Origin of the sequence: Aquimarina addita, from assembly GCF_039539305.1 — a bacterium.
GTDB classification, from domain to species: Bacteria; Bacteroidota; Bacteroidia; order Flavobacteriales; family Flavobacteriaceae; genus Aquimarina; species Aquimarina addita.
Genome location: NZ_BAABCW010000012.1, coordinates 97,900 through 124,026, shown reverse-complemented (window position 1 = coordinate 124,026; position 26,127 = coordinate 97,900). Strand labels below are relative to the sequence as shown.

Below are 26,127 nucleotides of genomic sequence, written 5' to 3'. Positions count from 1 at the left end.
TGAACGCACGAAAGTACAAAATATTGATACGATTGCCAATTTGATAAGGACTTTTGATGTTTTTTTATTATTCTAAAAAAGAATTAATGCTGATTCATGATATATTCAATTTTCGATCAGTATGATAGAGAGAAAGCAAGTTTATTCTTTTATGAATTTAATTGTTTTCAAATCATTAATGCGAAGTAAGTATATGCCTTTTGATAACGATCGTAGCGGGGTTGAGATATCAAATTCTGTATTTTGATTTCCCTCGATGCTAAAATTCGTAATCTTTTTTCCTGTAATATCATATACCGTGGCGGTAAACTGGTCATACTCTCCATAACCACTCATTAATAATGTAGCATACTCCTTAACAGAATTAGGGGTAATATACATGGATTTTTGAGTTAAAACAGAAGGTTTATTGTGATATATTGATGCTAAGCCTGATACGATGTCTCCTACCACAAACCCTGAAATGATATTTCTTTTAAAATCTCCATTCTTTTCTGAACTAAGAAAAAGACTATAAATACCTTCATCAAGTATGGAGGTGTCAAACAAGAAATCATCATCTTTTTTTTCGAATGCTATAATCTCCGGATCATTTAATTCTTTGTTCCCTTGAATAGATGCAGTTTTGATAATAACACCACGTACTTCTGTATCAAGACTTGATTCGGTTATTTTTTTATCTCTGATTATTTTAACTTTTAATATGGGGTGCTTATTTTGTTGAATTTGTTCTAAAGACATTTTGATCCCATTATCTTGTTTTATGAAAGCGGCAAATCGTGAATCACTTTTAAGAGTCAAGTTACTTTCAGAAAAAGAGATGGTAGTTTGGTTTTTTTGATGGTAAGCAACTTTAGGAATGCTCATTTTTTTAGTATCTGAATGTATAATTTGAAAATCTGCTGTGGGATTTTCATGTATAATGCTTGCAATGGCAAAGCTGGAGCCTTCGTCTAATAGAATTTGATCATATTCATTTTCAGAATATACTATGTAATAATCACTTTCAATCGTTGTGTTTTTTTGAGGATGAATGTTAGTACTTTTATTATATTGAAGAGTAGGATTTTCTATATGAGACTTTATGTAAGGCCAGCTGAATTGTCCTAAACTTATATCAAGATGGTCGAAGATTGCTCTGGAATCATTTTTATCAAAAACATTTGTTGCATCAGGTCTTAGAGTACTGTAATATGCAGCAACACCGTCATTAACTCCCTGAACCGGAAAAAGGATACCTCCTGTAACAGTAAATGCTGCTTTTGCCAAAGCATTAGAACCATTATAATAACCAGAAGCTCCTAATATAACAAATTTTTCAGGTTCATTATCCGGATGATTATCAAAGTATGGTCTGATAACATGTCTGGAATAATATGTAGTTGAGGTTAACGCTCCATCGTTCAATCCTGTTAATCGCCATGCCCAATTAAGCCAGGGCATTTGAGAAATATCTGCCAGATAGGTTCCCCAAAAAGGAGTTCCTAATGCAAAAACTTGTTTCACTTTATCTTTTTTACCATAATGAATCATAGCAGATTCAGCAGTTTTTCCACCATTGCTATGTCCTACAAGATATACATCAGGAACATTGAAGGTATCTGTAGCTATATCAATCGCTTCTGCTAATAATTTTCCATTTACCCAGATTCCCTGACCTCTTGTAGTTGCTACAAATACAGCTTGATACCCTTCATCATATGTTTTCTGATAGAAGGAATTGTCAAATAAAAATTGTGTCTGATTAAGATCTATGTATCCGTGATTAAAAAGTATTACTTTACCGTTATAATTAGGAGGTGTTGCACCATAGTGAATGGTAGAGGTAAATAGAGGACCTATAAAGAAAGGGCTTAATTTGTCTGGAGTGGGAAGTTGTACTTCTAAAAAATTCTGAGCATAGGGTAAGACGAAACAGCATAACGCTATAAGAGTACATTTTAATTTCATAAGAACGAGTTTGTGTGATAAAAATGTTAATTTATTAATTTTTTATCATTAAAATTGCGTTTTTTATACAAAATTTAATTTAAAATAGAGAATTGTGCAATTTTGAAGGAGTCTGCGGCACTTTTTATCAATACTTATATTGTATGTACTATTAAAATTGAATCAGGATTCAATTTTTATGCAAATTAGATACTATCGAAAATCAATAATATCTGTTGAGCTATATTTTATAAAAGTAATGTTGCGGTTATGGTTTATTAGAGTATCTGCATTTGTTTTAATGCTTTTATAGTAATGTCCTTACGTATGGATGGGAACTTATCCATATTAAATTGCCTGGTAGGTTCTATATTTGTAGCAAATAAATAAGTTTGACTTCCTTTCTCTACATACCCTACAAACCAGCCGTTATGGCCATTACTAACTGACCAGCCCGTTTTACCACTCAATGAATATTGTGGAGTATGCTCAATAACCATTATATTCTTTATTATTTTTGTAGTTCGATCGGTTATAGGTAATTGAGATAGGTAAAAACGTTTTAAAAAATCAATTTGTTGGAACTGATTGATTTTAGACTCACCAACTAACCAGAAGTTATCAATTGTTGTAGAGTCAACTTTTATTTCCCCGTAATTAAAGCGGGTTATGTGCTCTTTCATCCTCTGTAAGCCTATGTTTCTAGCTACTTCTTGATAACACGGTACGCACGAATATTGAAAAGCATCTTTAAATAATAAATCTTGTTCCCATATTTTGAATGCTCTTTTTTGTCCATCCCATTTAAAGAGTGTACTGTCATTTTTCACCACACCTGTTTCTAAAGCAATAATTGAATTAGGTATTTTATAGGTAGAGGCTGGTAATTTTCCTTTGTTAGCCCAAGTGAAATCATTGGCGTAATAGAAGTCTGTCTGTAGGTTATAAATTAAAATAGCACCTGTAACATCAGCAGAGTCAATAATTGCTTGAAATGCTGGAACGTTTATTTGATTTTTGACCGTTTCTTCTGTCTTACTTTCTGTCGAAGTATTCTTGTTTTTTTGGGTACAAGAAAGCAAAAGAAATGTAACAATAAACAAATGCACGTTTTTCATGGAATTTTATATTGATCTATAAGAAATTAATAAATTATATGTAAATGTAATCAAAGGGAATTAAATATGGTTTCAAGGATTTTCTTTGTATAATTTCATCGCCATATCAAAGATGAGATGAATTTTGATTATCGGAATATTCTTTTCTGGATCTATCATAAGTAATTTAGTAAAAGTTCTATTTCCCTGAATTAAATCAGGGTGTTCAATATTCACTCCTTTTCCTATAGCTATATAAGGGAATTGTATTTTTTTATCAATCCATAAATAACAAAAAATCTGATTTTGGTACATGAAACAAGGGAGCCGATAATACCAGCGAGGCTCTAATGCCGGATTGTACTCTAATATAATTGTTTTCAAAGCGAGTAAACATCCTTTGATTGGTTCTTTTTTATCAAAATAAAAATTATCTATTGCTTTCATTTAAATAATACCTACAAATATTTCAACTACTGCGTCAGATCGATCCTGTGCTTTTTCTCCATAAACTTCAAAATCTGCAGTAAAAGTTCGGTTGATATCCGCGTTCCAGATTTCTACCCAGGTGTTATAAACTACTCCTGTAAGTAAATCACCTTGCGCAAGATATTTAGTGTAATTTCCACTCTCAAACTTTTGCCCAATCATTCCTGTGGGAATTTTATCTAATGTACTTACTTTACATCCCAATATGGTGTCATAGGGTTGCGTATGATCACCTTCATAATTAGTGTAAATGGATAAAATATCGGAGTTTATTTTATTAGGAATTGCTTCTAAAATATTTTCAGTCATAAATTTTTCCCATAGTTGACCTATATCAATAGCAGATTGACCATTATTATTGGTGGTTCTTACTTTGATTCCGATGACTTTAAATGCTTCTTTTTTTTGTGTTTCCATAAGTATTGTTGCTTTTATCAATTGTTTATTGCAAAAATAACAGAGGTTATGACAAGGGTGTGTCAGGGGTATGAGTGTATTTTTTTTGACATTCTTTAAAAAATTGCTCTAAAGTCATTTTGTGAGGTTCAAAGGTTACTGTTTGAATCCTTAATTTCTCAATTAAATCGATTCTAAATATCCGGTATTCAGTGCGTAATTTGCAAAAGGCAATTAATAACCAATTACCCTGGGTACTATAAATAGCAAAGGGTTCAATAAAACGTTTGGTAAAATTGTTGTCCAAAGAATGGTATTCAATTTCTACAAGCTGAAAATTTGTAATTGCAGACTGAATACTCATTAAATAATCGCTGGTTTTTAATTCTTCAACGTTCTCTCTATAATGTATTCTTTTTGATAATAAATTTGCCTTTTCCTTTTGTGAGAATCGCAGTACTGATTTTATTTTGGAAATTGCATTACTATAATGCTCAATGAGGGAGTTGTCTTTGTTTTTTAAAATTATTTGTTCTGCGGTAATTAATGCATTAGCTTCATTTTCTGTAAACATGACGGGAGGAATATGATATCCTTGCATCAATGAATACCCTCTGCCTTCTTCTGTTATAATTGGAATACCAGAATTTTCTAATGTTCGAATATCACGATAAATGGTTCTAACGCTAACCTGAAACTTTTCTGCGAGATAGGTGGTGGTAATGATTTTGTTAGACTGTAGAAGTGTTATGATGGAGGTAAGTCTGGATAGTCTTGGTTTTTCTATTGCTTCCATATTGGTCTTGTGTCTATTGGGGTTCGATAGTATAGAAAGTTCGGTAAGTTACTATTGATTTTTTAAGTTTTTTTGATACGCTTCAACTTTTTGATATAATCGCGTATGCAAGTATTCGTTTTTGTTTTTTATTGATTTGGCAATTAATTTTGCTTCCTCTATATAATTAGATATCTTCTCGATCGTCCAATGTGGGGGAGGGGTTTGTAAATTAGTAATTCTATCCGCAATTTTGACTAATCCTACTTCTTTTTGTAATTGGTTGATGCGATGAAGACTGTCTGTCATTCGTTCTTCTTTAGAAGATAAATTTTCATCTTTTGTCAATGCTTGTAAAGCTTTAGCAATAGGTTCTCCAAACTCATTTTTTAGCTCTTCATAATTAGCTGTTGTATCTTCAAGGGTATCATGTAATATAGCGGTTTGTATGGCAAAGTCTATGTCAAAACTATGGTCAAAATTATAAGCCATTAATACTTCCATAGATACATTTGCTATATGGAGTAGATAGTTTGCAGTTGTACCAGGGACTTGTTGATCGCTATGCTTTTCTCCTGCAAATTTCATCGCTTTTTGATATAGTTCTTGTGTCATTGTATATTTAAATTAATATAGACTTGATGGGTGTAAGTGCATTTACAGTAATGATTTTGGGATGTAACTCTTCGGTTATCTTATATAATAATGTATTAAAAAGTTAAAAATAAAGATCATTAGTTTACAAGAAGACAATGAAATTTATGAATTAAACTTATGATATTTTTATATAAATTTCTTTTAATTTTTTGGAGGCTATAATTTCTTCTTCATTAGTTGTTTCTCTTAATTCACTTTTTGCAGTTTTAGGCCAAATATGAAAGCCGCCTTTGATTTTGTCAGCAAAAGCCTGCATAATTCTTTGAATTGTCTCTGGGTTAAAATTTTTATTTAGGTCGGCTAAACTATCCCATATACCCCAAATTCCATTTTCATCAATGTCTCCTTTATAGAAAATAGTATGTGTAGGGTAAGTTTTGGTCATTCGGATTTTTAATGTTTCCAGATTGTAATCTCCTTTCCATTTAAAAGGTGCAATATCATCAATCCCAGAGCCCGAAACTATACCATCTATAAAACTAAGTTCAATATCCATTTTATGTTGTGCCGGGGAATTATTGTAACAATAAAAACCTTCCCATTCACCACTAGGTAAAAAAGCATGAGTTTCATAATCTTTTTGGTTCATTATTTAACAAGAATTTTAAGGCTGAGTTTTTTTTATTTACTACAATAAAGATATAAAAAAAGGTGCTTATAAGGCACCTCTGAATTATTAACTTAAAATGTATTCTTTAGCAACAAGACCAATTACCAGTTTCTGGATTGTACATAGCTTCAGTTGGGTACGGGCAAAGTGGTGCTTTCCCTCCTTCAATATGTTTTAACTCTTCATTACTTAATTCTTTAACGTTTTTTGATGTTGAAATGGTTTTCTTCATAATAAATAAATTAAAAGTGAATTTTATATAAGATACTATATCTTATGTTTTTATGAATTCTAAAATAGGGAATTTTTAACTAAAATAATGAGAGTAAAAGTTAAATAAAACAAAAAGGAGAATTCAACACTCCTTTGATATGCGTAGCTATTACCTTCTTTGTTTTGACATTGTTTGAATTATAAATTTAAAGCATGTTACGTATACTTTATAATTTGTCCTTGTGTTAAAAAGAGGTTGATTTTGTAATAAAGAGCCGTATTTTAGCAATTCATAAAATTAATGTCTTTGGGTCTGTTATATTCTTTTTTTATTACTCTCTTTGATTGGCTACTTCCTGTAATTGGGTTGTTAAGTCCGAAGTTGAAATTGTTTGCAACAGGTAGAGCTGATGTTTTTAAACAATTAGAAAAGATTTTTCCTGTTAGAAAACCAGTATTATGGCTTCATTGCGCCTCACTGGGAGAATATGAACAAGGAGTTCCTGTTATGGAAGCTCTTAAAAAACAATACCCTGATTATCTATTACTAGTTACTTTTTTTTCACCATCAGGCTATGAAGTAAAAAAGAAAAATTCTCTAGCTGATGTGACTGTGTATCTGCCTGTGGATACTAAGACCAATGCAAAAAAGTTTGTGCAATTGATAAATCCTACAATTGCAGTGTTTGTAAAATATGATTTCTGGCCTAATTATTTTGCTGTGTTGCATAAGAATGCCGTTCCGATCGTTATGGTATCTGCCGCCTTTAGAGAAGATCAAGTCTTTTTTAAATGGTATGGTGGGTTTCTTAGAAATTCCTTGAAAAATGTTAAACATTTTTTTGTTCAGGATGTTAGTTCACAGAAGTTATTAGAGAATATTGGTTTTAGTAATGTTACGATTAGTGGTGATACGCGTTTTGACCGAGTGTCTCATCAGATCGAAATGGATAATCGTATTGACTTCATTTCAGAGTTTATTGGAGAACGACTTTGTATTGTAATTGGGAGTTCCTGGCCAGAGGATGAGGATGTATTTATAGATTTTGTAAATGATTATTCTGATCAAATATGTTTTATTATTGCACCACATGAAATCAAAGATGCCAATATACGGTCACTACAGAATAAACTGACCACTACATCAGTTCTTTTTTCGGAAATGGGAAATAAAAACTTACAAGAATATCAAGTTTTTATTATGAATACAATCGGATATCTGTCCAGAGTATATAGCTATGCAAACATTGCTTATGTAGGTGGTGCTATGGGTACTTCTGGGTTGCATAACATTCTGGAACCGGCAACTTTTGGGATACCTATTATTATTGGTAAGAATTTTGATGATTTTAGGGAGGCTAAGCAATTACAAAAGCTTGCAGGCTTATTTTCTATTCATACCGCTCTGGAGTTTTCTGATGTAGTGCATAAACTGGTAGTTAATAAAAAATTTAGAGAACAGACAGGTATGATTTCCGGACATTTTATTAATAGCAATACTGGTGCTACAGATATGATCGCTGTATATTTGATTGATCAACTTAACCAAATAAAAGAATAAACCATAAATTTAGAAATAAAGAGTATTAATAATATAAAATGGCATCTAACTCGTGGGTTTTTTTGTTCTATACAACGTCAATTTTTTTATATGCTTTTATTTTCAATGTTCTTATTGAATAGAATCCAGCGTTGCTTCTGCTATATTAGTATACATTACTCCATTGATACTAGTGTTTTTTAATCTTACCTTAGAGGTATCTACCTGAAATGCATTTGCGTTTTGATTGTTCTGGATAATAGAGTTATCAAAAGTGATGGTATCTGTACTGCCTTGTTTGTAGATAAAATTGAAATCTTCATCCGCACTTTCATTATGTGTAATCTCACAACCAATAAATAGAATAGTATGATAGCTTTTTGGTTTCTGGAAATTAATAAAAGATTCCAGCGTATTATTTCTAAACATACAATCAGAAAAGCTAATTTTAGAAGGTAGATCTGCTAGATATTGTGTGTCTAATCGTAACATCGTGGATGTATTATTTTTAATAAACATAGTATTGGATAATTGTACTGACTTTATAGGAGTTTTATCTGCTTGTTTTGCAGCAGATTCCTGATTGATATCTATTAAAATATAGGAATCATTGTCATAAATTATACTGTTTTTTACTGAAACATCACTTGAATTGTCTATGGTAATTGCACTTCTGGAGTTATTGTAAAACTTACTTTTATTAAAACTTATATTACTAGAATTATCAATATAAGCTCCAATTGCACCTGATCCATTAAACTCAGAGTTTATAAATAAGCCATTAGTACTTTTGTTGATCACGCATACTTTTCCTTCGCAGTTACCTGATTTTATTTTATGATAAAAATTGAAACCATCAATAATAAAGTTACTACAATCGGTAAAAGTCAATACATCATTTAATTTGTTTTCTATAATAAACTGAATGGGCTTACCAATACTTTGTAAGGTGATATTTTTATATCCTATTAGCTCCAGGTTGCCATCACCAGTAAATTGATAACGCTGTTCTTCTGTTTCCTCATCCATAGCATCTTCAGCAATCAATTGATCATAATAACGTTCTAAATTAAGAGTGTCAGTGTCGATCAGAAGAATTTTGTTTGACCCCAAAGCTTCAAGAAATTCTACTTCATTTTTTACCAGAACGGTATCCTGCGGTACGACTATTTTTTTCTGGTGATTATAATTGATTTTAGTATCAAGTATATATCCCGAAACAGTGTTTTGGGTTCCGGGTGAGCGATACACTATTTTTAACCATCTATCATAAGTATTTTGATTGTTTTCAATATTGCTTACGAATTTTTTGCTATGTTCGATAATATCTACATTGCTTTGATACGGAATAATTCCGGTTTCTTTTCCTCCTTTATTGGGTTGGTCATATACTATAGTTCCTTGTTCGGCATATATAGTTGCTGTAGGGTATAGTGAATCTGTGATCGTATTACTATCATTTAGTAAAGCATCAGCTTTTTCTTCTTGAGTAACAATTGTATCCTGTTCTTCTTTGGTTTCATTTTTTAAACAGGAAATAAGACAGGATGTTATGATAATAAATAAAAAGATGTTTTTTTTCATAAAAGTATAATTGTATTAATGAGGCTATACGGTTACTGCTTTATTAAGATATCTTCTGAAAGGAAGCATTTCTTTATATACCCGAATTATTTTCTCAGTAAAATTATCGTGTAAGATTTCTGTGTTAGTTAAAGGGTGGATAACTGCAAATGTTCTATGGCGAAGAAGATCAATGTATTGATGATCCATAGTATATCCTTTAGGAGCTTTCTTAAGCATTTCTTTATCAGGAATTAATCCGCCAAATGTTTTCTGAAAACTGGGTTTGTTTATAATATTGATTAATTCTTCTCCATTATAATCGATTGCCTCTCTGATACTCATTAAAACGTTACGATCTGGTTTCCAATACCCACCAGCTAATATACTTTCATGAATTCCAATCTGAATATAAAAATCACCTTGTTTCGTTTTTTGATCCAATCCTGCGGCAAAATGATCCTTATATACTGGTTTATTAGGGTGGAAAAGTAAATTGTTATTAATTCGATTTATTCCTTTTCTACCTGATGTAGGATGATAATCCGGGTCTATAGCTATTAGTTGTTGTTCTAAATCATCTAACCATTGTATAAAAGAAGTACGTAATAGTTGATAACGTTTCCGATGGGTATCCATCCATTCCTTACTGTTATTTTCTTGTAGTTCTGAAAGGAACTCAAATAGATGACTGAAATTCATGGTGTTAAAAAAATTAAGAATTTTTGTGAAAATATTACCAAGATAATAGAAATAGTGAGATTAGATGATCGTTATAGCAATATAATAACAAACTAAAAGATTAAGATCATGAAAAAAGTAATTTTAGCATTCGTAGTTTTACTAGCCGTAAATGTAACGTTTATTTCTTGTAGAGAAACAAAATCGGAAACGACAACGACAGAAGAAACCAGTGAATTGGAAACAGAAGTAGATAAAGCGGCTGATAAGGCAGCACTGCAAGTAGAAAAAGCAGAAGAAAAACTTGAAGAAGTTGGAGAAGATATCGAAAATGCAACAGAAGAAGCAGTAGAAGAGACTAAAGAACTTGGTCAGGAAATTGAAAACGCTGCAGAGAATACGGTTGAAGAAATTGAAGAGTAGATAAAAGCTCAAGATGAACAAATGTCTTTATGACAAATTATCTTATAAAGATAAAAAGGTCTTTTCCAACTTGGAAAAGACCTTTTTTATTTAAAATAGTCCGTTTAATTCTGCATCAATGCGGTTGATAATTTCACCGAGATCTTCAGGATTGTCGACAAAGTTAAGATGATCCACATCTATAATTAGTAAATTTCCTTTATCATAACTATGTGCCCAGGCTTCATATCTTTCGTTTAATCTGCTTAGATAGTCAATACTGATAGTATTTTCATACTCACGACCTCGTTTATGAATTTGTCCTACGAGATTAGGAATACTACTTCGAAGGTAAATTAATAATTCAGGTCCTTCTACAACACTTTCCATAAGATCAAATAATGACTTATAATTTTCAAAGTCACGGTTGGTCATTAATCCCATTGCATGCAGATTGGGAGCAAAAATATAAGCATCTTCATAAATTGTTCTATCCTGAATAATGTCTTTTCCGCGCTCCCTGATCTCAAGAATTTGTCTAAAACGGCTATTCAAGAAATAGATTTGTAGATTAAAAGACCATCGTTCCATTTTATTATAAAAATCCTCCAAATACGGGTTTTCTAAAACATCTTCAAACTGAGGTTCCCATTTATAATGTTTAGCTAGTAATTTAGTTAATGTTGTTTTTCCAGCACCAATATTTCCTGCAATGGCTACGTGCATAATTGAGTTTAATTTTTTTGGGGTGTTAATGCAAAACTATATATCTTCCTTTGATCGTAAATATAAAGGATTTCGTTAGTAACATAAAACTGTTTGATAGGAATTTCAGGAAGATTTATTTTTTCTTTTTTTTGAGCTTTATTTGATAAAAAATACAATCCATCTTCTTTCTGTAAAATCAGATCATTATTAATAATTTTAAGATTTAAAAAATTTTCATTTTCAATTTGAGTAAGCAGGCTTCCGTAAATATTAAATAACAACAGCTTGTCTGATGTTAATAACCAACAATAGTTAAAATTACTATGTTGTGAATGTGGAAGTGTACTAATAGGTTGAGTTTTTACAATTGTTTTTTCAGAGGTGGTGTCAAAAATCTCTAATTGTTGCGTGTTACTATCAAAAACCCAGATTCGATTCTCGTTTGCTGGAGAAACCTGAGTAACATTTTTGAATTCTGTGATTGTATTGAAATTAATTCTGTCAATTTCATTTAAATATTTATCCACTAATACTACAGTATTAGAAGGTTGATAGAACAAAACAATTTTTAGAGGATTTAAAACATAAACATCTGTAAGCTCACCTAAAATAAAGTCTCCAAACTGCCATTGTTGTTGATTCCATTTTTTGTAAAAAATGTTTCCTTCTGTAAAATAAATAGCCCCAAAAGAATCTACACCAATAAAACGATCAGCTTTTAATGCAATCGAATCTAGTTGTTTAGGATTCACCTGAGCCGATAACTTATAAAATAAGCTGATTACAGCTAAAAACAATATTATTTTTTTCATTAAAGCCAAAATACAAAAATAATTATCAAAGGTTATATTTTTTGAGGATATGATATAAGTAAAGTAAAATGACTTTAGTTCTTTTATGTATAGTAGTGGTAGGGTTTGCTACCGCATTAATTTTTTATCCAATGATTCTGTTTCCTCTTTAAAATACCAACCTTGATCTAGCTTCTGTACGTCTATTTCTAACAATGGATTGACATGATAATTTAAGTTTTTTAAAGAATAGTGTAATGCCGTATTGGTGTTATTGATGGATGAGTTTATTAGAGGTAGGTTGTATCGGTCAATTCGTATTTCTTCAATAATATCTGTATAGTTGTTTTCTAAGGCAATACGTTTGCGTTCTGGTTCCAGATTTCCATCTATGCTATCAGGAATTCTTACTTTATTTGATAATGATAGCCCCAGTCGTTCTATCAATTGTGAATCAATTTTTATAGTTGTAACGTTTTGAGATATAGTGTCTGTCGGAATAGGATTATGTTGTTTAATATATTCTAATAATGAAACCTGATAATAGTATTGATATCTGATAATACCTTTATTAATTGTTTTTGTGCAGGCTATTGCTTTTTCTTTTTTAATGATATTACCGGTACATTTGATTAATAATTTTTTGTTTAGTGGAGCATCGCTAAGTATAGATATAGTTACTGGTTCCAGTGCCAAGTAGTTGATTTGATTTACACTACTGCGGATAATTTTTTTAAGGATATTGGAGCCTCTCCAAGGAGATTTTTTAAATATAGAAGAAACAAAAAGACTAACAGATACTACTGGTAGTAACGCAGTGCTTATTAATGAGGTGGCTACAAAAGGCACTTTTAATAGTATGAATTTTAAGTATTTGTTGCTTAATAGAATGTTTTTTATCCGAATTACAGAAGGATTAAAAAGGTTGTTTTCTAAAGAGCTTGTATATTCATCTTTATCATTATAGAAATCAATACCCTTGATTCTTTCAGTTATTTGTTCTTCTAATTTCTTAAAGCCTTTGTTAGCAATAAAAGGACGCTCAGGTCGAAAACCTCCTATGTTTTCTTTTAGAGATAACAAAGCACTTAATCGAGCAAATTCAAAAGCATATTGTCTTGCTTTTAGAGAAGAAAAACCTCCAAATGCTTGTATTTCACTTCCTGGTAGCTCTACAGTATCTAATCTTTTATTAATAGGTAATATTGCTGCGCGATAGGCATTTTCATTTTTGCCATCTGTATTCAGAGCAAAATCAGCAATCACTTTAAATACGGTTTGTGCAAACCCATTACGATCGGATTTAGTAGTAAGATTAAGTAGGTCGTATACTTGTTCAATATTTACAATACTATTGCTATTGATTTGCTGTTCTAATTGTTGTAACATGTTCTCGCTAATAGTAAGACAGGCGGTTTGATCTTCTCCTTGTTTAAGACAGCTTTTGTGAATTTCGGCTAGAAAATACTCCATGGGATCTCTTGTTCCCAAAGAGATGATGCCGTTTTTTAGATTCTTGTTAATCTTGTTAAAAGCTGTAGCTATAATTTTGATATTGAGATTACTACTCATATCAGTATTAGCATCCAGATAGTCAAAAATCGTAGTTCTGAGCTCAAAGTTTTCTTTTATATCAATTATTTTGTGCTCTTCTTTAATACTACCTTGATTGGTTAATACATTGATGATACTAGAGGTATTTCCTAAAAGTTTACTGATCTCTTTTTTGAATACGACTCCATTATCTGATTTTTTAATTGGAGAATAGGCTGAGACTCTGAAAGAATGATATTGTTCCTTTCTAACAATAGGATCTACAAAAAGTATCAAACGTTCTTCTTGTATTGTTTCTCGACCAAAATCCTGAAAATTACCTATCTTAAAAGCTTCTCTAATAGGTTCGTTATTAAAAGTGCCTCCATCTATATATGGAAAGTTAAAGCTTTGATAATCTATTTGATTATCCACTTCTTCAGCAAAATAGCTATTGTCAATAAACTGTTTTGGATTTTGGATTTTTTGATTATTAATTTCATTTTGAATTTTTATGAAAGATGAAGGCCAATCGGTATATTCATTATCATTACCAAATTCCTGTTGAAATCTTCTAAGCATTACAGGCTCAAAAGCGATAGGAAAAGCACCACATCCTATTGCAGAAGCAGAAATAGTTGCCCATGCTTTTTTATCAGTAATGTCAAAATGAGTAGGGTTTTTAATATCAGGGTTTTGACAGAATTTTAACCATCGTGTATCGGTTTCTTTCTTTTGTTGGAGTACGGCTTTTTCATCAAAAATGAAATCAATTACTCTTAACTCAGAGTGATTGTCTGACCCAATTGACTTTAATACATTTTCCTCTAGTTTGTTCTTACCTTCAGGCTGATTTTTATTCTCTTTGGAAATGGTTAATTCAATGGGTAATAAATTGGTAAGAGAGCAAGCAAAAATCACACGTTTAGGGTCTAAAAGAGTACGCCTTGATATATCAAATCCATCAGAAGTCATTAGATATTTTTTTGTGAGATCTTCTAATAACTTCCTATCCAGTAATGAGAATGATTCATTAGGCTCGACAACATGTGTTTCTTTAATTTTCTTACCATACAACTTGTTAGAATCTACTTCATTTACCCATATTTTATATTGAATTTTTTGAGCAAGTTGCAATGCTTTTAAGGCCTCAAATTTTTTTTCGTATTTTTTTGCCTTTTCTTTATTTCCTTCAAAATAATCTTTTATAATTTCATCCAGTAAGTGTCCCTCCGTAAGTGTGTCACTATAAAGAGGTATCATAGAACGGTAGTCGATTAGACACTTAAGCATAATGGTAAGTGCAATAGCACCAGCACTAGCGCCACTCATTCCGTCTACAATAACTTTATCATATGCTTTTTTATTACCATCTTTCCCATAAATGATTAATAATTTTAGTGCTTCTGTGAGTGCAGATCCAGAAAAAGATCCCAGCGATACTCCTCCGCCCATTGCCAGGCAGACCCGTAATGTTTTTCCCATGATTTTTTATATTAATAGTATTGTAAAAATTTTATAAAGGGGAAATGTAAAAGCAGTGTTATTTTTTTGATTGACTAAAATTCCATTTAATGCCGGGTTTCAATATAACATCCTCCTCATTGGTTATGCTATTTGTTTCTTTTTTTAATGAAACAAATAATGTAATGTTAGGAATGAGGTATGCCTCAGCATATCCACCAAAATCTATGCTTTCTTTCATGCTATCGTGATAAATTTCTGCGGATACAATTAATTTTTTACCATATTTTCTTAATGCAATTCCGCTTATAACACCGTCTACATCATCAGCTTGTATTGTCTGATCGTATCTAAACATTACCATAGCATTAATACTCATGTTGCTTTTGCCTAAATCATATTGCCCAGCTAACCAGGCTTGATGTCTATACGTAACAATACTATCAGTTTTAAAAGAGTTGTCCTTTGCACGTCCTGCGATTGCATATCCTATAGCAATAGACCCTCCTTTAGTATTTTGATAACGACGTTTTGCCTTCTCATAGGCATCTGCTAATTTTTTATTATTAACTACAGCACCTTGATCATTATCTTCAAATGGACCGGGTTCTACAGAATCATCAGGAAGCAACGCTTTATCAATATCATCACCCAGACTTTTATCAAATAAGATATCTTTGCTGTCAAATAATGTTGCCCTAATACCACCAGAAAATAACATATCCTCGGGATAATCAATAGAGTTAATTGTGGCAAAAGATACTTGTGTATTGGCTAATAATCGTTTCCAATAGTTGTTTCTGTATACATCAATGCTTCGTACTCTTCCACCAAAAGTAAAGTAGGGATTAAAATCCAGAGCAATACCTGGACTAACTTCATTTCCACTTAAAAAATTACTAGCTAAATGGGAGATAATCTCTTGAGGTGCACTAGCTCTTAATACGGTAGTTGGGTTGGCATCTAAAACAGAAAAAGCTGGACTCTCCGGAACATTATAATCCAATTTATAATGAAATGCGCTATCAGTGTTGGTGCTCTGTGCAATGCAGCTTATAGAAAACCAGTAAGCAATAATACTTATTATTATTCTGTGTCTTTCCATAAATCTGATGTTGAAATATTTTCTGAAATCATATGTTTAAAAATGACATGGCTTCCAAATTGAAGCTGTTTAGCGTCGTTACATTTAGGAATCAGTCTGGAAGATGATTTTTTAAAACGATTTACATTGTCTTGCGTTATATTTATAGTGATTTCTCCACGATCAATAGCATGAATGGAGGAACAAGCATTCATAAACCAAGCCAGGGAATTATTTTCAATATCAGTAGGTCTTACGTTTATAACAAATTCATCAACTCCCTTATCACCCGTCGAAACCTGAAACTTTTCTTTTTTCCCCCACTGACCTTGTTGTATTTCCCAGAGTACAAAAACAGCGCCTGTTCTTATACCGTTATTAGCAGTTACCGTTACCTTTAAGAAACCTCCATCGGGATCAATTAAACAATAATTTGATTTTGCCATGGTACGTATTAGTTTAAAATGATTTGATGTTGTTAAATTACTTTTTCTTTCACTTATATTGATGAGGAAATGATAAAATTTCTTTTTTAATATTTATACTAAGAGTAAACCATTATAAGTTTTCGGTTTTATAGTATTAATTCGTTTGAGAAAAAGATGCTAATACAGGGATTTCTAGATAGATTGTGTCTAAAATTTTATGAAAATGAATTTTTTCCTTGCCAAGTATGATATTGCTTTTAGTTACTTCTATCTGTTTTTTTATGAGTCTCCATTCTTCTGCATTATAATGCTTAGTGGTATTTTGATTTGTGTCTGATTGATTAAGTCCTGACCTTATTTGAGAAATTTTTTGTTGTAGTACGTCTTGGCTTTCTTCTTCTTGAGTTTGGCCTAGTGCAACTTGATAGCTACATACTAAAGTGATTATAGTGATTAAGAATTTCATTTTTTTATCTTTTAAGTAACTCGTAATGTTAAAATAGAAGCTAAACAATATAGCTTTTGATTCATTTTTAATGTTTCAGAAGAGATACTTAGAAAACCATTACTTCAATTTTACGTGTAAGGTAAATTCAAAAAAAATAGTCGACAGAAACCTGCTAATGAATAACTAATTTAATAAATATTACAGGTACTTAAAAGAGGGAAAACACCCCTTTTTGAATGGTGATTACCCCTTTAAATTTAAAAAAAGAGATTTTTTTGTTTTAAGAGATTGTGTATAGAGGTAGTTTATAACAAAAAAGACTACTAATATATAGTAGCCTTTTTAAATATATATGTTCTTCCCCCACAGTAGAACATATTAATTGAATTTAGTTGTTACACGATAATTTTGTTTTAGTATCTGTGTCTGAAATATAAAGAAATATAGTATCTAGTGTTTTTGAACTATACATATTATTTCCTAAATTAGTTATCTTATCTTTATTCTTCTTTATTTGATTCTTAATTTTTCTCCATTCATCTTCACTAAAAAAATCTTCATTTTCTTCGGCTATATTTTGTTCTGGAGTTTCGATAATCAGTTTGTCAGCAGAAATAGATGTGTCTGCACTATATGATCCTTGATCTATTTTAGTGTCTATATTTTTCACTACTTCTGTATAGCTTTTATAATCTTGGCCATACGACAAGGTAGAAACACAACATATAAAAAAGGCTATCATTATCTTTAATTTCATTTCTATAGATTTAAAATACTATCAATAGTTATTCGAAGGTACTCGATATTAATACTATTAATTTTACTTTTTTAGTATTCGTAGGTTCCTAAATAGTATCCGGTCGATCACTATACAAGTATAATATGAACCAAACTCTTCTAAATGTACGCTAACTTATTGAAATTCTAAATGTTAAATGTGTTTTTAACTTTTTCTATATAATCTAGTTTCTCCCAGGTAAAAAGTTCAACCTCTTTTTCAACTTTTCCAGAATAAGGACTTTCAAAGGTTTTGGTTACCAATTTTGGTTCTTTGCCCATATGTCCATATGCAGCAGTTTCCTGATAAATAGGATTACGCAATTTGAGTCGTTCTTCAATAGCTGCAGGTCTCATATCAAAAATTTCTGCAACTTTTTTTGCTATTTCACCATCGGTTAATCCTAGGGTACTAGATCCGTAGGTGTCTACAAAAATTGAAGTAGGTTCTACAACACCAATCGCATAAGAAACTTGTACCAATACTTCATTACAAACCCCAGCAGCTACCAGGTTTTTAGCAATATGTCTTGCTGCGTATGCAGCAGAGCGATCCACCTTACTTGGATCTTTACCAGAAAATGCTCCACCACCGTGAGCACCTTTTCCGCCATATGTGTCTACAATAATTTTACGACCTGTTAAACCAGTATCGCCATGAGGACCACCTATAACAAATTTGCCAGTGGGATTGATATGATATGTAATTTGATCATTAAATAATTCCTGAATATATTGAGGTAATTGTGATATTACTCTCGGGATTAGAATAGAAATAATATCATTTTTTATTTTAGCAAGCATTACCTCATCATCAGTATCAAAATCATCATGCTGAGTTGAAACCACAATCGCGACAATACGTTGTGGAATATTTTCATCACTATATTCTATAGTAACCTGACTTTTAGAATCAGGACGTAAATATGGAATTTCTTTTCCTTCTTTTCTTAGCTCAGCTAATTCTATTAATATTTTGTGTGAGATATCTAATGCCAAAGGCATATAGTTTTCTGTCTCTTTGGTTGCATATCCAAACATCATCCCTTGATCCCCAGCACCTTGTTCTTCTTTGGTATCCCGATCCACTCCCTGATTGATATCTTGTGATTGCTCATGGATAAGAGAAATTACACCACAAGAATCACCACTAAACTGATACGCTCCTTTAGTGTAGCCTATCCCATTAATTACCTCTCTTGCAATATGTTGTACATCAAGATAGGTGGTGGATTTTACCTCACCTGCAAGCACTACCTGTCCAGTTGTCACCAGAGTTTCACAAGCTACCTTCGAATCTTTATCAAAAGCTAAAAAATTATCTAATAAAGCATCACTTATCTGATCTGCTACTTTATCCGGATGTCCCTCAGATACACTCTCTGAAGTAAATAAATATGCCATTTTTTTATTTTTTATTGATCAAAACGACTGGATTGCGATGCGAAGCTTTCGATAAGGATGTAATGGTATCGAACTGCTTTAGCATTTTTTTTATCAACACTGGAAAATTGATGAGTGTTTTTTAGGGTTGCAATCAGTCAAATTTATCCCTTATATTATTTTCGGCAAAGGTAAAAAAATTGATAAGATTCAAAAGTATTTAACGTATCATTAATTTTAAGAAAATAGCAAAAGATAGTTTCTTAAATAAACTAAAGGGATATAAAGGTTTTGTGAATTTATAAACTATAAAATTTAGGTTTTATATCTGGAGATTTTACATACGTTTTAAAATAAGTAAATACGTAACATTTTTCTTTGTTAAGACACTTATTAATAGAATTTACATTTTATAAATACTGAAAACAGCATCTTGAACATATTTATTGCAAATTAATTATGTTTCCATATGTTGATTTTTACATAAAATTTTTCACAAATGACCCAGATAAAATTGATTAAATATTCGTTCTGTACTTTGGCAGCAATACTGTTATTAGTATGTTGTAGTAAGAAGGTAGATGATGATTTGATAAATAAGAAACCAACGAATTTTTCTTTAGTAGAAGTACCTCATAAGTCGACAAATGTCAATGTGATGCCCAAACTACAATGGAATAGCTCTATCGATCCCAATGATGATGAGGTTACCTACACTATTTTACTGGATACGAATGAAAACCCAATAAAAGAGATTGAAGTTGGTTTAGAAGAAAATAGATTTGTAATGACAGACCCATTAGCCTATGAAACTAACTATTATTGGAAAGTAGTAGCAACAGATGATACTGGGTTGTCAACAGAAAGCAACGAAATATTTAGCTTTACTACACAAAAGAAAAGTTCATCTCCGGGTGTTTTTAATCTTATATCTGTAGCAAATGAGGCTGTAGATGTAACACTTTTGCCAACTTTTGAGTGGGAACCATTAGTAGATCCTGATGGAGATGCTATTCGATATGAATTATTAATAGATACTAAGGAAGATCCAGTAACGAGTGTAGCAGAAAGTCTGGAGGGAACTAATTATGTAGTCAAAGCTCCTTTAGATGAGGGTGTCACATATTATTGGAAGGTGATTGCGACAGCTGCTAATGGATCAATTACTCAGAGTGATGAAGTTTTTAGTTTCACCACTTTAAAAGATAATAATCAGCCTAAACCATTCACGTTGATAGGGGTTACTGATACAGCTATAGGGGTTGATTTGTTTCCTGAGTTTTCTTGGAATGCGTCACAGGATGAAGATGGGGATGCATTGACTTATACACTGTATTTAGATCAAAATGAAGATCCTCAAGCTATTTTTGCAGAGGAAATCGAGAATGAATCATATAAAGTGATTGATGATCAACGCCTAGAGTTATTGAATACCTATTTCTGGAAAGTTAAAGTTACTGATGGTAATGGAGGAGAGGCTCTAAGCGATACATATAGTTTTACAACCCGTGGTATGAAAAAAGCAGTTTTAGTTACGGGTAATACTGTTTTTGACAAACGAATTAGATATACCCTTACCGAGTTTAATGATAAACTATGGATGATAGGAGGTGTAGACCTTGTAACAGGACCTCTATCCGATATTTGGTCTAGTGATGACGGAGAAAATTGGAATCAGGTGGTTAGTAATGCTCCTTTTGGAAACAGATACGACCATGCTACGATTGTGCATAATAACAAATTATGGGTTATAGGAGGAGGTAATGAGGTGTGGTCTAGTAGTGATGGACTTACATGGACAGAACTTACTACTAATTTACCATTTGCAGTGAATTCAGATCATAAAGTAATAGCTTATAAAAACAAAATTTTTATTTATCGAATTTTGGATAATGATGGATTTTATTTTGATGCCTGGAGTTCTGAGAATGGAACAGATTGGGTTCAAATAAATACCGATATTTCTGTTCCGGCAAGAACTGAATTTGAATTTATTGAGTTTAATGATAGTTTATGGATTATTGGTGGAAAAAATAGTTCAGCCATAGGGTCTTTTAATGATGTATGGAAAAGCGCTGATGGAGCTTCCTGGTCAATAGTTAATAATCAAGCAGATTTTTCATCACGACATGGTCATATCACATTTTCATTGGATAATAGAATGTGGGTATTAGGAGGTGGAGGTTTTGCTAGTGGGTATTATGACCTTTGGTTTTCATATGATGGTATAGATTGGATGAATGATGAATATGATTATGATAATGGTTTTTATGTGAATGCTAGTAATTACAATACAGTCGTTTTTAAAAATAAATTATGGTTAATACGCAATGCTACTTCTAGTGACAGTTCCTCTGCGAGTGAAATTTATTTTAGAGAGTAAGTGTTTTAAAGAAAAAAACCTATATTACAATACTTAAAATCAAAGAATTACTAAGGTTGATGTGAATATTTAATTTTAGTAAAATATAAAAGTTATCTGTATGAAGTTGATTAGTGCTTTTTCTTATGTTATCGCAGCAATATTATTATTAGTATCTTGTAGTAAGAAAGTAGATGACGAGCTAATCAATAAGAAGCCATCAAGTTTTTCCTTAGTAGAAGTGCTTAATCAGGCTACAGATGTGAATTTACTGCCTAGATTACAGTGGAATAGTTCTACTGATCTTAATGGTGATGATATTACTTACACTATTTTACTGGATGTTAATGAAGATCCAGTTAAAGAAATTGCTGTTGGACTAGAAGAGAATAGTTATATACTATCAGATCCTTTACTATATGAAACTACCTATTATTGGAAAGTTTTAGCAATAGATGATACAGGCTTATCGACCACAAGTAATGAAGTTTTTAGTTTTACAACAAAAAAGGAAAATTCTATTGGTTCTTTTAACCTTATATCAGTAGCTAATGAAGCAATTGATATTACCCTTTTACCAACATTTGTTTGGGAAGAACTAGTAACTTCTGATGGAGGTACTGTTCAATATGAGTTATTAATGGATACTAATGAAACTCCAGTAACTAGTATTGCAGAAAACATAGAAGAAACTAATTATATCATAGAAACTCCATTAGCAGAAGATACTACTTATTACTGGAAGGTAATTGCTAAAGACTCTAGTGGGCTAATTATAGAAAGTGATGAAGTTTTTAGTTTTACCACCTTAAAAGATAATAATCAGCCTAAACCATTTACATTAATCGGAGTCACTAATACTGCTGAAGGAGTCGATCTAAACCCTCAATTCTCTTGGAATGCATCACAAGATGACGATGGTGATGAATTAATTTATACACTATACTTAGATCAGAATGAAGATCCACAAACTATTTTTGCAGATGGAATTACAGAATTGTCTTACAATGTAGAGGATGATAAAAGATTGGGGCTTTTAAACACCTATTTCTGGAAAGTTGAAGTTAAGGATGGTAAAGGAGGAGTAGCTGTTAGCAGTACCTATAGTTTTACTACTAGAGGGTTTAGAAATCCTATTAAAGTTACAGATAATGCACCTTTTGGCGAAAGGTATGCACATACTTTAACGGTGTTTAAAGATCAACTTTGGCTTATCGGAGGATATAAGGATGGTTTAGGTACTGGTTGTTATGATATATGGACAAGTAATGATGGAGAAAATTGGAACTTAAAAGAAGCAAACGCTCCTTTTGGTGCTCGGGGATATCATATTACACTTGTTTTTGATAATAAATTATGGGTGATAGGAGGGGCAGATGACGGTTATAACTCATTTTACAATGATGTCTGGTTTACTAGTGATGGAGAAAATTGGGCAAATTATGATAGTGTGTTACCTTTTGACGTCAAAAGCTTATCTTCTAGAGGAGTTGTATATAATAATTCAATATGGATTTGTGATTTTGAGGATACGGGAGCAAGACGTATAGCAACATCGACCGATGGAGCAACTTGGGCAACCGATGTAATTACTGATGTGCCAAATGAATTTCCAGAAGCAAGATTTGGTATTACTGAGTTTAATAATGCTTTGTGGATAAGCGGAGGTTCGGCGCTTAATTCATCAATTACAAAATCTAATAATATATATACTAGTATTGACGGTAAATCTTGGTCTTTAGTTACAGCAAATGCTAGTTTTCCAGAAAGGACTTATCAAATAATGTTTACATTAGATAATAAAATGTGGCTTATTGGGGGAAGTAATGGATCCACTATCGGTAACGTCTATAATGATATTTGGTATACTGAGGATGGTGAAAATTGGATTGAATATGAAGAGTATGATATGAATATGTTTTATGGTGGGATATCACATGCAACAATAGTTTTTAAAGATAAAATCTGGATTACCGGTGGTTATGATGGTGGTGCATTAAGTGAAATCTGGTATATAGAATAAATACCTTTAGAATTCTGTGTTGAGGTCCTAGAGTATACCTTATAAATCAAAAAATATTTTTTAAACTGTAAACAATGCTTTCTAGTTTAAAAATAATTATTAGCTTTGCGCTTAAGTTTCTTATACATATTAGCAAGTTATTAAGAAAGGTGGAGGGATTAGACCCGATGAAACCTTAGCAACCCTTTATATTTCCTGAATACTATCAGGATTTTAAAGAAGGTGCTACATTCTATCCCGATAATTTGGGAGAAGATAACTCGATACAATTACAAAAGTGTAATTGTCGTTTCCTTTCTTTTTAATTTTCTATATTCATACACAATAATAAGGTGTGAAGCGTATTTGAATTTTATTTTAATAAGTTAGAATTTCGAAAAAGAGAAAATTATGAGTACCCAAAAATTTGCAACAGAAGCTTTACATGCAGGACACGATGTAACAACAAATGGAGGAACCAGAGCTGTACCGATCTATCAAACTACCTCGTACGTTTTTGAAGATTCTGATCATGCAGCTAATTTATTCAACTTATCGCAACCGGGTTATATCTACACACGACTTAATAATCCAACTAATGATATTTTAGAACAACGCCTTGCTAAATTAGAGGGCGGAATTGCGGCTGTAGTATCTGCCTCAGGAACAGCTGCTATTAATACTACATTATTGACACTTCTTAAAGCAGGAGATCATATCGTAGCCTCTAGTAGTTTGTATGGAGGCACATACAATCTCTTAAGTGTAACCTTACCAAGGTTCGGGATTACCACTACGTTTGTAGATCCCTCAGATGCCAAAAATTTTAAGGATGCAGTGCAAGATAATACACGTGCATTTTTTGTAGAATCATTAGGAAATCCAAAACTGGATGTACTGGATCTAAAATCAATTTCGGCAGAGGCTAAAGCAGTTAAAGTTCCTTTTATCGTGGACAATACGGTAGCAACACCAGCATTATTAAACCCAATTGCTTACGGAGCGAATATCGTGATTCATTCGTTGACAAAATATATTAGTGGTAATGGAACTTCTCTAGGGGGTGCTATTATTGATGCAGGTACGTTTGATTGGTCTAGTGGTAAGTTTCCGGAGTTTACAGAACCTTCTGCAGGATACCACGGGTTAGTATATCACGATGTATTAGGCCCCGCAGCTTTTATCGCTAAAGCCAGAATAGAAGGATTGCGTGATCACGGAGCAGCATTAAGTCCGTTTAACGCTTTTCAGATTATTCAGGGACTAGAAACGCTAGAAATTAGAATTAAAAAACATAGTGAAAATGCATTGGCATTAGCTACCTGGTTAGAGAGCCAGGAAGAGGTAACCTGGATAAAGTATCCTGGATTAAAAAATGATCCATATCATGACTTAGCAAAAGAATACTTGCCAAAAGGACAAAGTGGTATTATTACTTTTGGCGTAAAAGGAGGTTTTGAAGCTGCTAAAACAATAGCAAATGAGACTAAGATTTTTTCATTACTCGCTAATATTGGAGATTCTAAATCACTGATTATTCATCCTGCAAGTACTACTCATCAGCAATTAAACCCGGAGCAACAAGAATCCACGGGTGTTACTCAGGATTTGATACGACTTTCTGTGGGATTAGAAGCTGTAGAAGACTTACAAGCCGACTTAAAAGAAGCTTTTGCTGGTATAAAATAATAGGGTTGTGATCATTAAAACAGGAACAAAACGTTATTGATTAGTAGAGAATATGCTCCAAAAAGTTCAAATATTAAATATTACAACAACGGGTGGTCATCATTTTGATTCGATAGATCTCAGTTATGAGGTGTTTGGTCAACCCCTTGGTGATGCTCCTATTGTTTTAGTCAATCATGCACTTACAGGTAATTCTACTGTTTGTGGAGAAGGTGGCTGGTGGAACGGTCTTATTGGTACCGGTAAATGTATAGATACCAATATATATACCGTCCTGTCCTTTAATATTCCTGGAAATGGATATGATGGGGCTACAGTAAACTTGATTTCAGATTATAAAATATTCAATGCGAGAGATATTGCTGCTATTTTTGCTAGAGGATTGGATCAACTACGCATAGGTACCTTGTATGCTGTTATTGGTGGATCGGTAGGAGGAGGTATTGCATGGGAGCTAGCAGCATTAGCTCCTGATTTAATAGAACATCTAATACCTGTGGCAACCGATTGGAAATCTACTGATTGGCTGAAGGCGAATTGTTTGGTGCAAGAGCAAATTTTACTAAATTCGAGCAATCCTGTTCACGATGCGAGATTACACGCTATGTTGATTTATAGGTCGCCAGCATCTTTTAAGCAAAAGTTTGATAGGAGTTATAATACAGAAAAAGAGATGTATAATATCGAAAGTTGGTTGCTTCATCACGGGAAGAAATTACAGGAGAGATATACGCTGTTTGCTTATAAAGAATTGAACCATATATTGGCTACTATTGATATAACCGCAGGAAGAGATAGCTTTAAAGAAGTAACAAGTAAAATTACTTCAGATATTCATATAATTAGTGTGAATTCTGACGGTTTTTTTACAGCTGCAGAAGATGCAATTACATTTAGTGAGTTAAAAGAAGTAAAGCAAAATGTAACACATGGTATTATAGACTCAATTCATGGACACGATGCCTTTTTAATCGAGTTCGAGCAATTAAGAGAATTGTTAAAAGATGTGTTCTAGAAAGGTTTTGATCTGTAAAGAGTATTCCTGATTCTATAAAAGAAGTTTCAGGAAATCACTTACAATATTAAATAATAAATAACATAGATAC

Annotated in this window: 24 protein-coding genes and 1 riboswitch; of the genes, 6 read left to right on the top strand and 18 right to left on the bottom strand. The window is 32.2% G+C overall.

Annotation, left to right across the window (positions count from 1 at the left end; all coding sequences use genetic code 11):
- Positions 1 to 141: 141 nt before the first annotated feature.
- The 8 genes from ABD816_RS14805 to ABD816_RS14770 all read right to left on the bottom strand — a co-directional run bounded on the left by ABD816_RS14805 (position 142) and on the right by ABD816_RS14770 (position 6,185).
- Positions 142 to 1,950: a T9SS type A sorting domain-containing protein gene (locus tag ABD816_RS14805; protein ID WP_344928690.1), complete on the bottom strand. Its 1,809-nt coding sequence runs from the start codon at positions 1,948 to 1,950 to the stop codon at positions 142 to 144.
- A 257-nt stretch (positions 1,951 to 2,207) separates the two neighbouring features.
- A complete protein-coding gene (blaOXA, locus tag ABD816_RS14800; RefSeq protein WP_344928689.1) occupies positions 2,208 to 3,047 on the bottom strand; it encodes a class D beta-lactamase in 840 nt (279 codons plus the stop codon).
- Between the two features lie 72 nt (positions 3,048 to 3,119).
- On the bottom strand, positions 3,120 to 3,473 hold the full coding sequence (locus ABD816_RS14795) for a DUF1801 domain-containing protein (protein ID WP_344928686.1): 354 nt from the start codon (positions 3,471 to 3,473) through the stop codon (positions 3,120 to 3,122).
- Positions 3,474 to 3,932, bottom strand: a complete 459-nt coding sequence (locus tag ABD816_RS14790) for a GyrI-like domain-containing protein (protein ID WP_344928684.1) — start codon at positions 3,930 to 3,932, stop codon at positions 3,474 to 3,476.
- A 46-nt stretch (positions 3,933 to 3,978) separates the two neighbouring features.
- On the bottom strand, positions 3,979 to 4,707 hold the full coding sequence (locus ABD816_RS14785; protein WP_344928683.1) for a helix-turn-helix transcriptional regulator: 729 nt from the start codon (positions 4,705 to 4,707) through the stop codon (positions 3,979 to 3,981).
- A gap of 51 nt (positions 4,708 to 4,758) precedes the next feature.
- Positions 4,759 to 5,301: an HD domain-containing protein gene (locus tag ABD816_RS14780; protein WP_344928681.1), complete on the bottom strand. Its 543-nt coding sequence runs from the start codon at positions 5,299 to 5,301 to the stop codon at positions 4,759 to 4,761.
- A gap of 157 nt (positions 5,302 to 5,458) precedes the next feature.
- Positions 5,459 to 5,932, bottom strand: a complete 474-nt coding sequence (locus ABD816_RS14775) for a hypothetical protein (protein ID WP_344928679.1) — start codon at positions 5,930 to 5,932, stop codon at positions 5,459 to 5,461.
- A 106-nt stretch (positions 5,933 to 6,038) separates the two neighbouring features.
- On the bottom strand, positions 6,039 to 6,185 hold the full coding sequence (locus ABD816_RS14770; RefSeq protein WP_344928678.1) for a class IIb bacteriocin, lactobin A/cerein 7B family: 147 nt from the start codon (positions 6,183 to 6,185) through the stop codon (positions 6,039 to 6,041).
- Between the two features lie 288 nt (positions 6,186 to 6,473).
- Between ABD816_RS14770 and ABD816_RS14765 the strand changes: the two genes are divergently transcribed.
- Complete coding sequence (locus ABD816_RS14765; RefSeq protein WP_344928676.1) at positions 6,474 to 7,727, top strand: 3-deoxy-D-manno-octulosonic acid transferase; 1,254 nt, start codon at positions 6,474 to 6,476, stop codon at positions 7,725 to 7,727.
- Positions 7,728 to 7,838: 111 nt separating this feature from the next.
- On the opposite strand, the gene ABD816_RS14760 is transcribed toward ABD816_RS14765, so the two are convergent.
- Both ABD816_RS14760 and ABD816_RS14755 read right to left on the bottom strand, forming a co-directional pair.
- On the bottom strand, positions 7,839 to 9,290 hold the full coding sequence (locus tag ABD816_RS14760; protein ID WP_344928674.1) for a right-handed parallel beta-helix repeat-containing protein: 1,452 nt from the start codon (positions 9,288 to 9,290) through the stop codon (positions 7,839 to 7,841).
- A gap of 24 nt (positions 9,291 to 9,314) precedes the next feature.
- Complete coding sequence (locus ABD816_RS14755; RefSeq protein ID WP_344928673.1) at positions 9,315 to 9,971, bottom strand: DUF2461 domain-containing protein; 657 nt, start codon at positions 9,969 to 9,971, stop codon at positions 9,315 to 9,317.
- 108 nt (positions 9,972 to 10,079) lie between these two features.
- Between ABD816_RS14755 and ABD816_RS14750 the strand changes: the two genes are divergently transcribed.
- Positions 10,080 to 10,373 carry a hypothetical protein gene (locus ABD816_RS14750; protein WP_344928672.1) on the top strand — a complete coding sequence of 98 codons (294 nt, stop codon included), beginning with the start codon at positions 10,080 to 10,082 and terminating at the stop codon, positions 10,371 to 10,373.
- Between the two features lie 90 nt (positions 10,374 to 10,463).
- Here ABD816_RS14750 and ABD816_RS14745 read toward each other — a convergent pair whose 3' ends face one another.
- The 8 genes from ABD816_RS14745 to metK form a co-directional block, all read right to left on the bottom strand.
- Positions 10,464 to 11,078: a deoxynucleoside kinase gene (locus ABD816_RS14745; protein WP_344928670.1), complete on the bottom strand. Its 615-nt coding sequence runs from the start codon at positions 11,076 to 11,078 to the stop codon at positions 10,464 to 10,466.
- A gap of 8 nt (positions 11,079 to 11,086) precedes the next feature.
- The gene (locus tag ABD816_RS14740) at positions 11,087 to 11,872 is read right to left on the bottom strand and encodes a hypothetical protein (protein WP_344928668.1); all 786 of its coding nucleotides are present in this window, start codon (positions 11,870 to 11,872) and stop codon (positions 11,087 to 11,089) included.
- Between the two features lie 108 nt (positions 11,873 to 11,980).
- Entirely contained in the window at positions 11,981 to 14,869 is a 2,889-nt protein-coding gene (locus ABD816_RS14735; RefSeq protein WP_344928666.1) for a patatin-like phospholipase family protein, read from the bottom strand.
- Between the two features lie 58 nt (positions 14,870 to 14,927).
- Positions 14,928 to 15,953, bottom strand: coding sequence for a hypothetical protein (locus ABD816_RS14730; protein WP_344928663.1), 1,026 nt, complete (start codon positions 15,951 to 15,953; stop codon positions 14,928 to 14,930).
- Positions 15,935 to 16,378 (bottom strand): hypothetical protein, encoded by a 444-nt coding sequence (locus ABD816_RS14725; RefSeq protein WP_344928661.1) that lies wholly within the window; start codon positions 16,376 to 16,378, stop codon positions 15,935 to 15,937. Before ABD816_RS14725 ends, ABD816_RS14730 begins: the two co-directional genes overlap by 19 nt.
- A gap of 136 nt (positions 16,379 to 16,514) precedes the next feature.
- Positions 16,515 to 16,826: a hypothetical protein gene (locus tag ABD816_RS14720; protein WP_344928660.1), complete on the bottom strand. Its 312-nt coding sequence runs from the start codon at positions 16,824 to 16,826 to the stop codon at positions 16,515 to 16,517.
- 370 nt (positions 16,827 to 17,196) lie between these two features.
- Positions 17,197 to 17,565: a hypothetical protein gene (locus ABD816_RS14715; protein WP_344928657.1), complete on the bottom strand. Its 369-nt coding sequence runs from the start codon at positions 17,563 to 17,565 to the stop codon at positions 17,197 to 17,199.
- Positions 17,566 to 17,732: 167 nt separating this feature from the next.
- Positions 17,733 to 18,989, bottom strand: a complete 1,257-nt coding sequence (metK, locus tag ABD816_RS14710) for a methionine adenosyltransferase (protein ID WP_344928655.1) — start codon at positions 18,987 to 18,989, stop codon at positions 17,733 to 17,735.
- 478 nt (positions 18,990 to 19,467) lie between these two features.
- Here metK and ABD816_RS14705 point away from each other — a divergent pair, with 478 nt between their 5' ends.
- The 4 genes from ABD816_RS14705 to ABD816_RS14690 all read left to right on the top strand — a co-directional run bounded on the left by ABD816_RS14705 (position 19,468) and on the right by ABD816_RS14690 (position 26,036).
- Positions 19,468 to 21,351 carry a hypothetical protein gene (locus ABD816_RS14705; RefSeq protein WP_344928653.1) on the top strand — a complete coding sequence of 628 codons (1,884 nt, stop codon included), beginning with the start codon at positions 19,468 to 19,470 and terminating at the stop codon, positions 21,349 to 21,351.
- A gap of 100 nt (positions 21,352 to 21,451) precedes the next feature.
- Complete coding sequence (locus ABD816_RS14700) at positions 21,452 to 23,353, top strand: DUF6242 domain-containing protein (RefSeq protein WP_344928651.1); 1,902 nt, start codon at positions 21,452 to 21,454, stop codon at positions 23,351 to 23,353.
- Positions 23,354 to 23,487: 134 nt separating this feature from the next.
- Positions 23,488 to 23,615: riboswitch (SAM riboswitch) on the top strand.
- 128 nt (positions 23,616 to 23,743) lie between these two features.
- On the top strand, positions 23,744 to 25,021 hold the full coding sequence (locus ABD816_RS14695) for an O-acetylhomoserine aminocarboxypropyltransferase/cysteine synthase family protein (RefSeq protein WP_344928649.1): 1,278 nt from the start codon (positions 23,744 to 23,746) through the stop codon (positions 25,019 to 25,021).
- Between the two features lie 52 nt (positions 25,022 to 25,073).
- Positions 25,074 to 26,036 carry an alpha/beta fold hydrolase gene (locus tag ABD816_RS14690; RefSeq protein ID WP_344928647.1) on the top strand — a complete coding sequence of 321 codons (963 nt, stop codon included), beginning with the start codon at positions 25,074 to 25,076 and terminating at the stop codon, positions 26,034 to 26,036.
- Positions 26,037 to 26,127 lie beyond the last annotated feature (91 nt).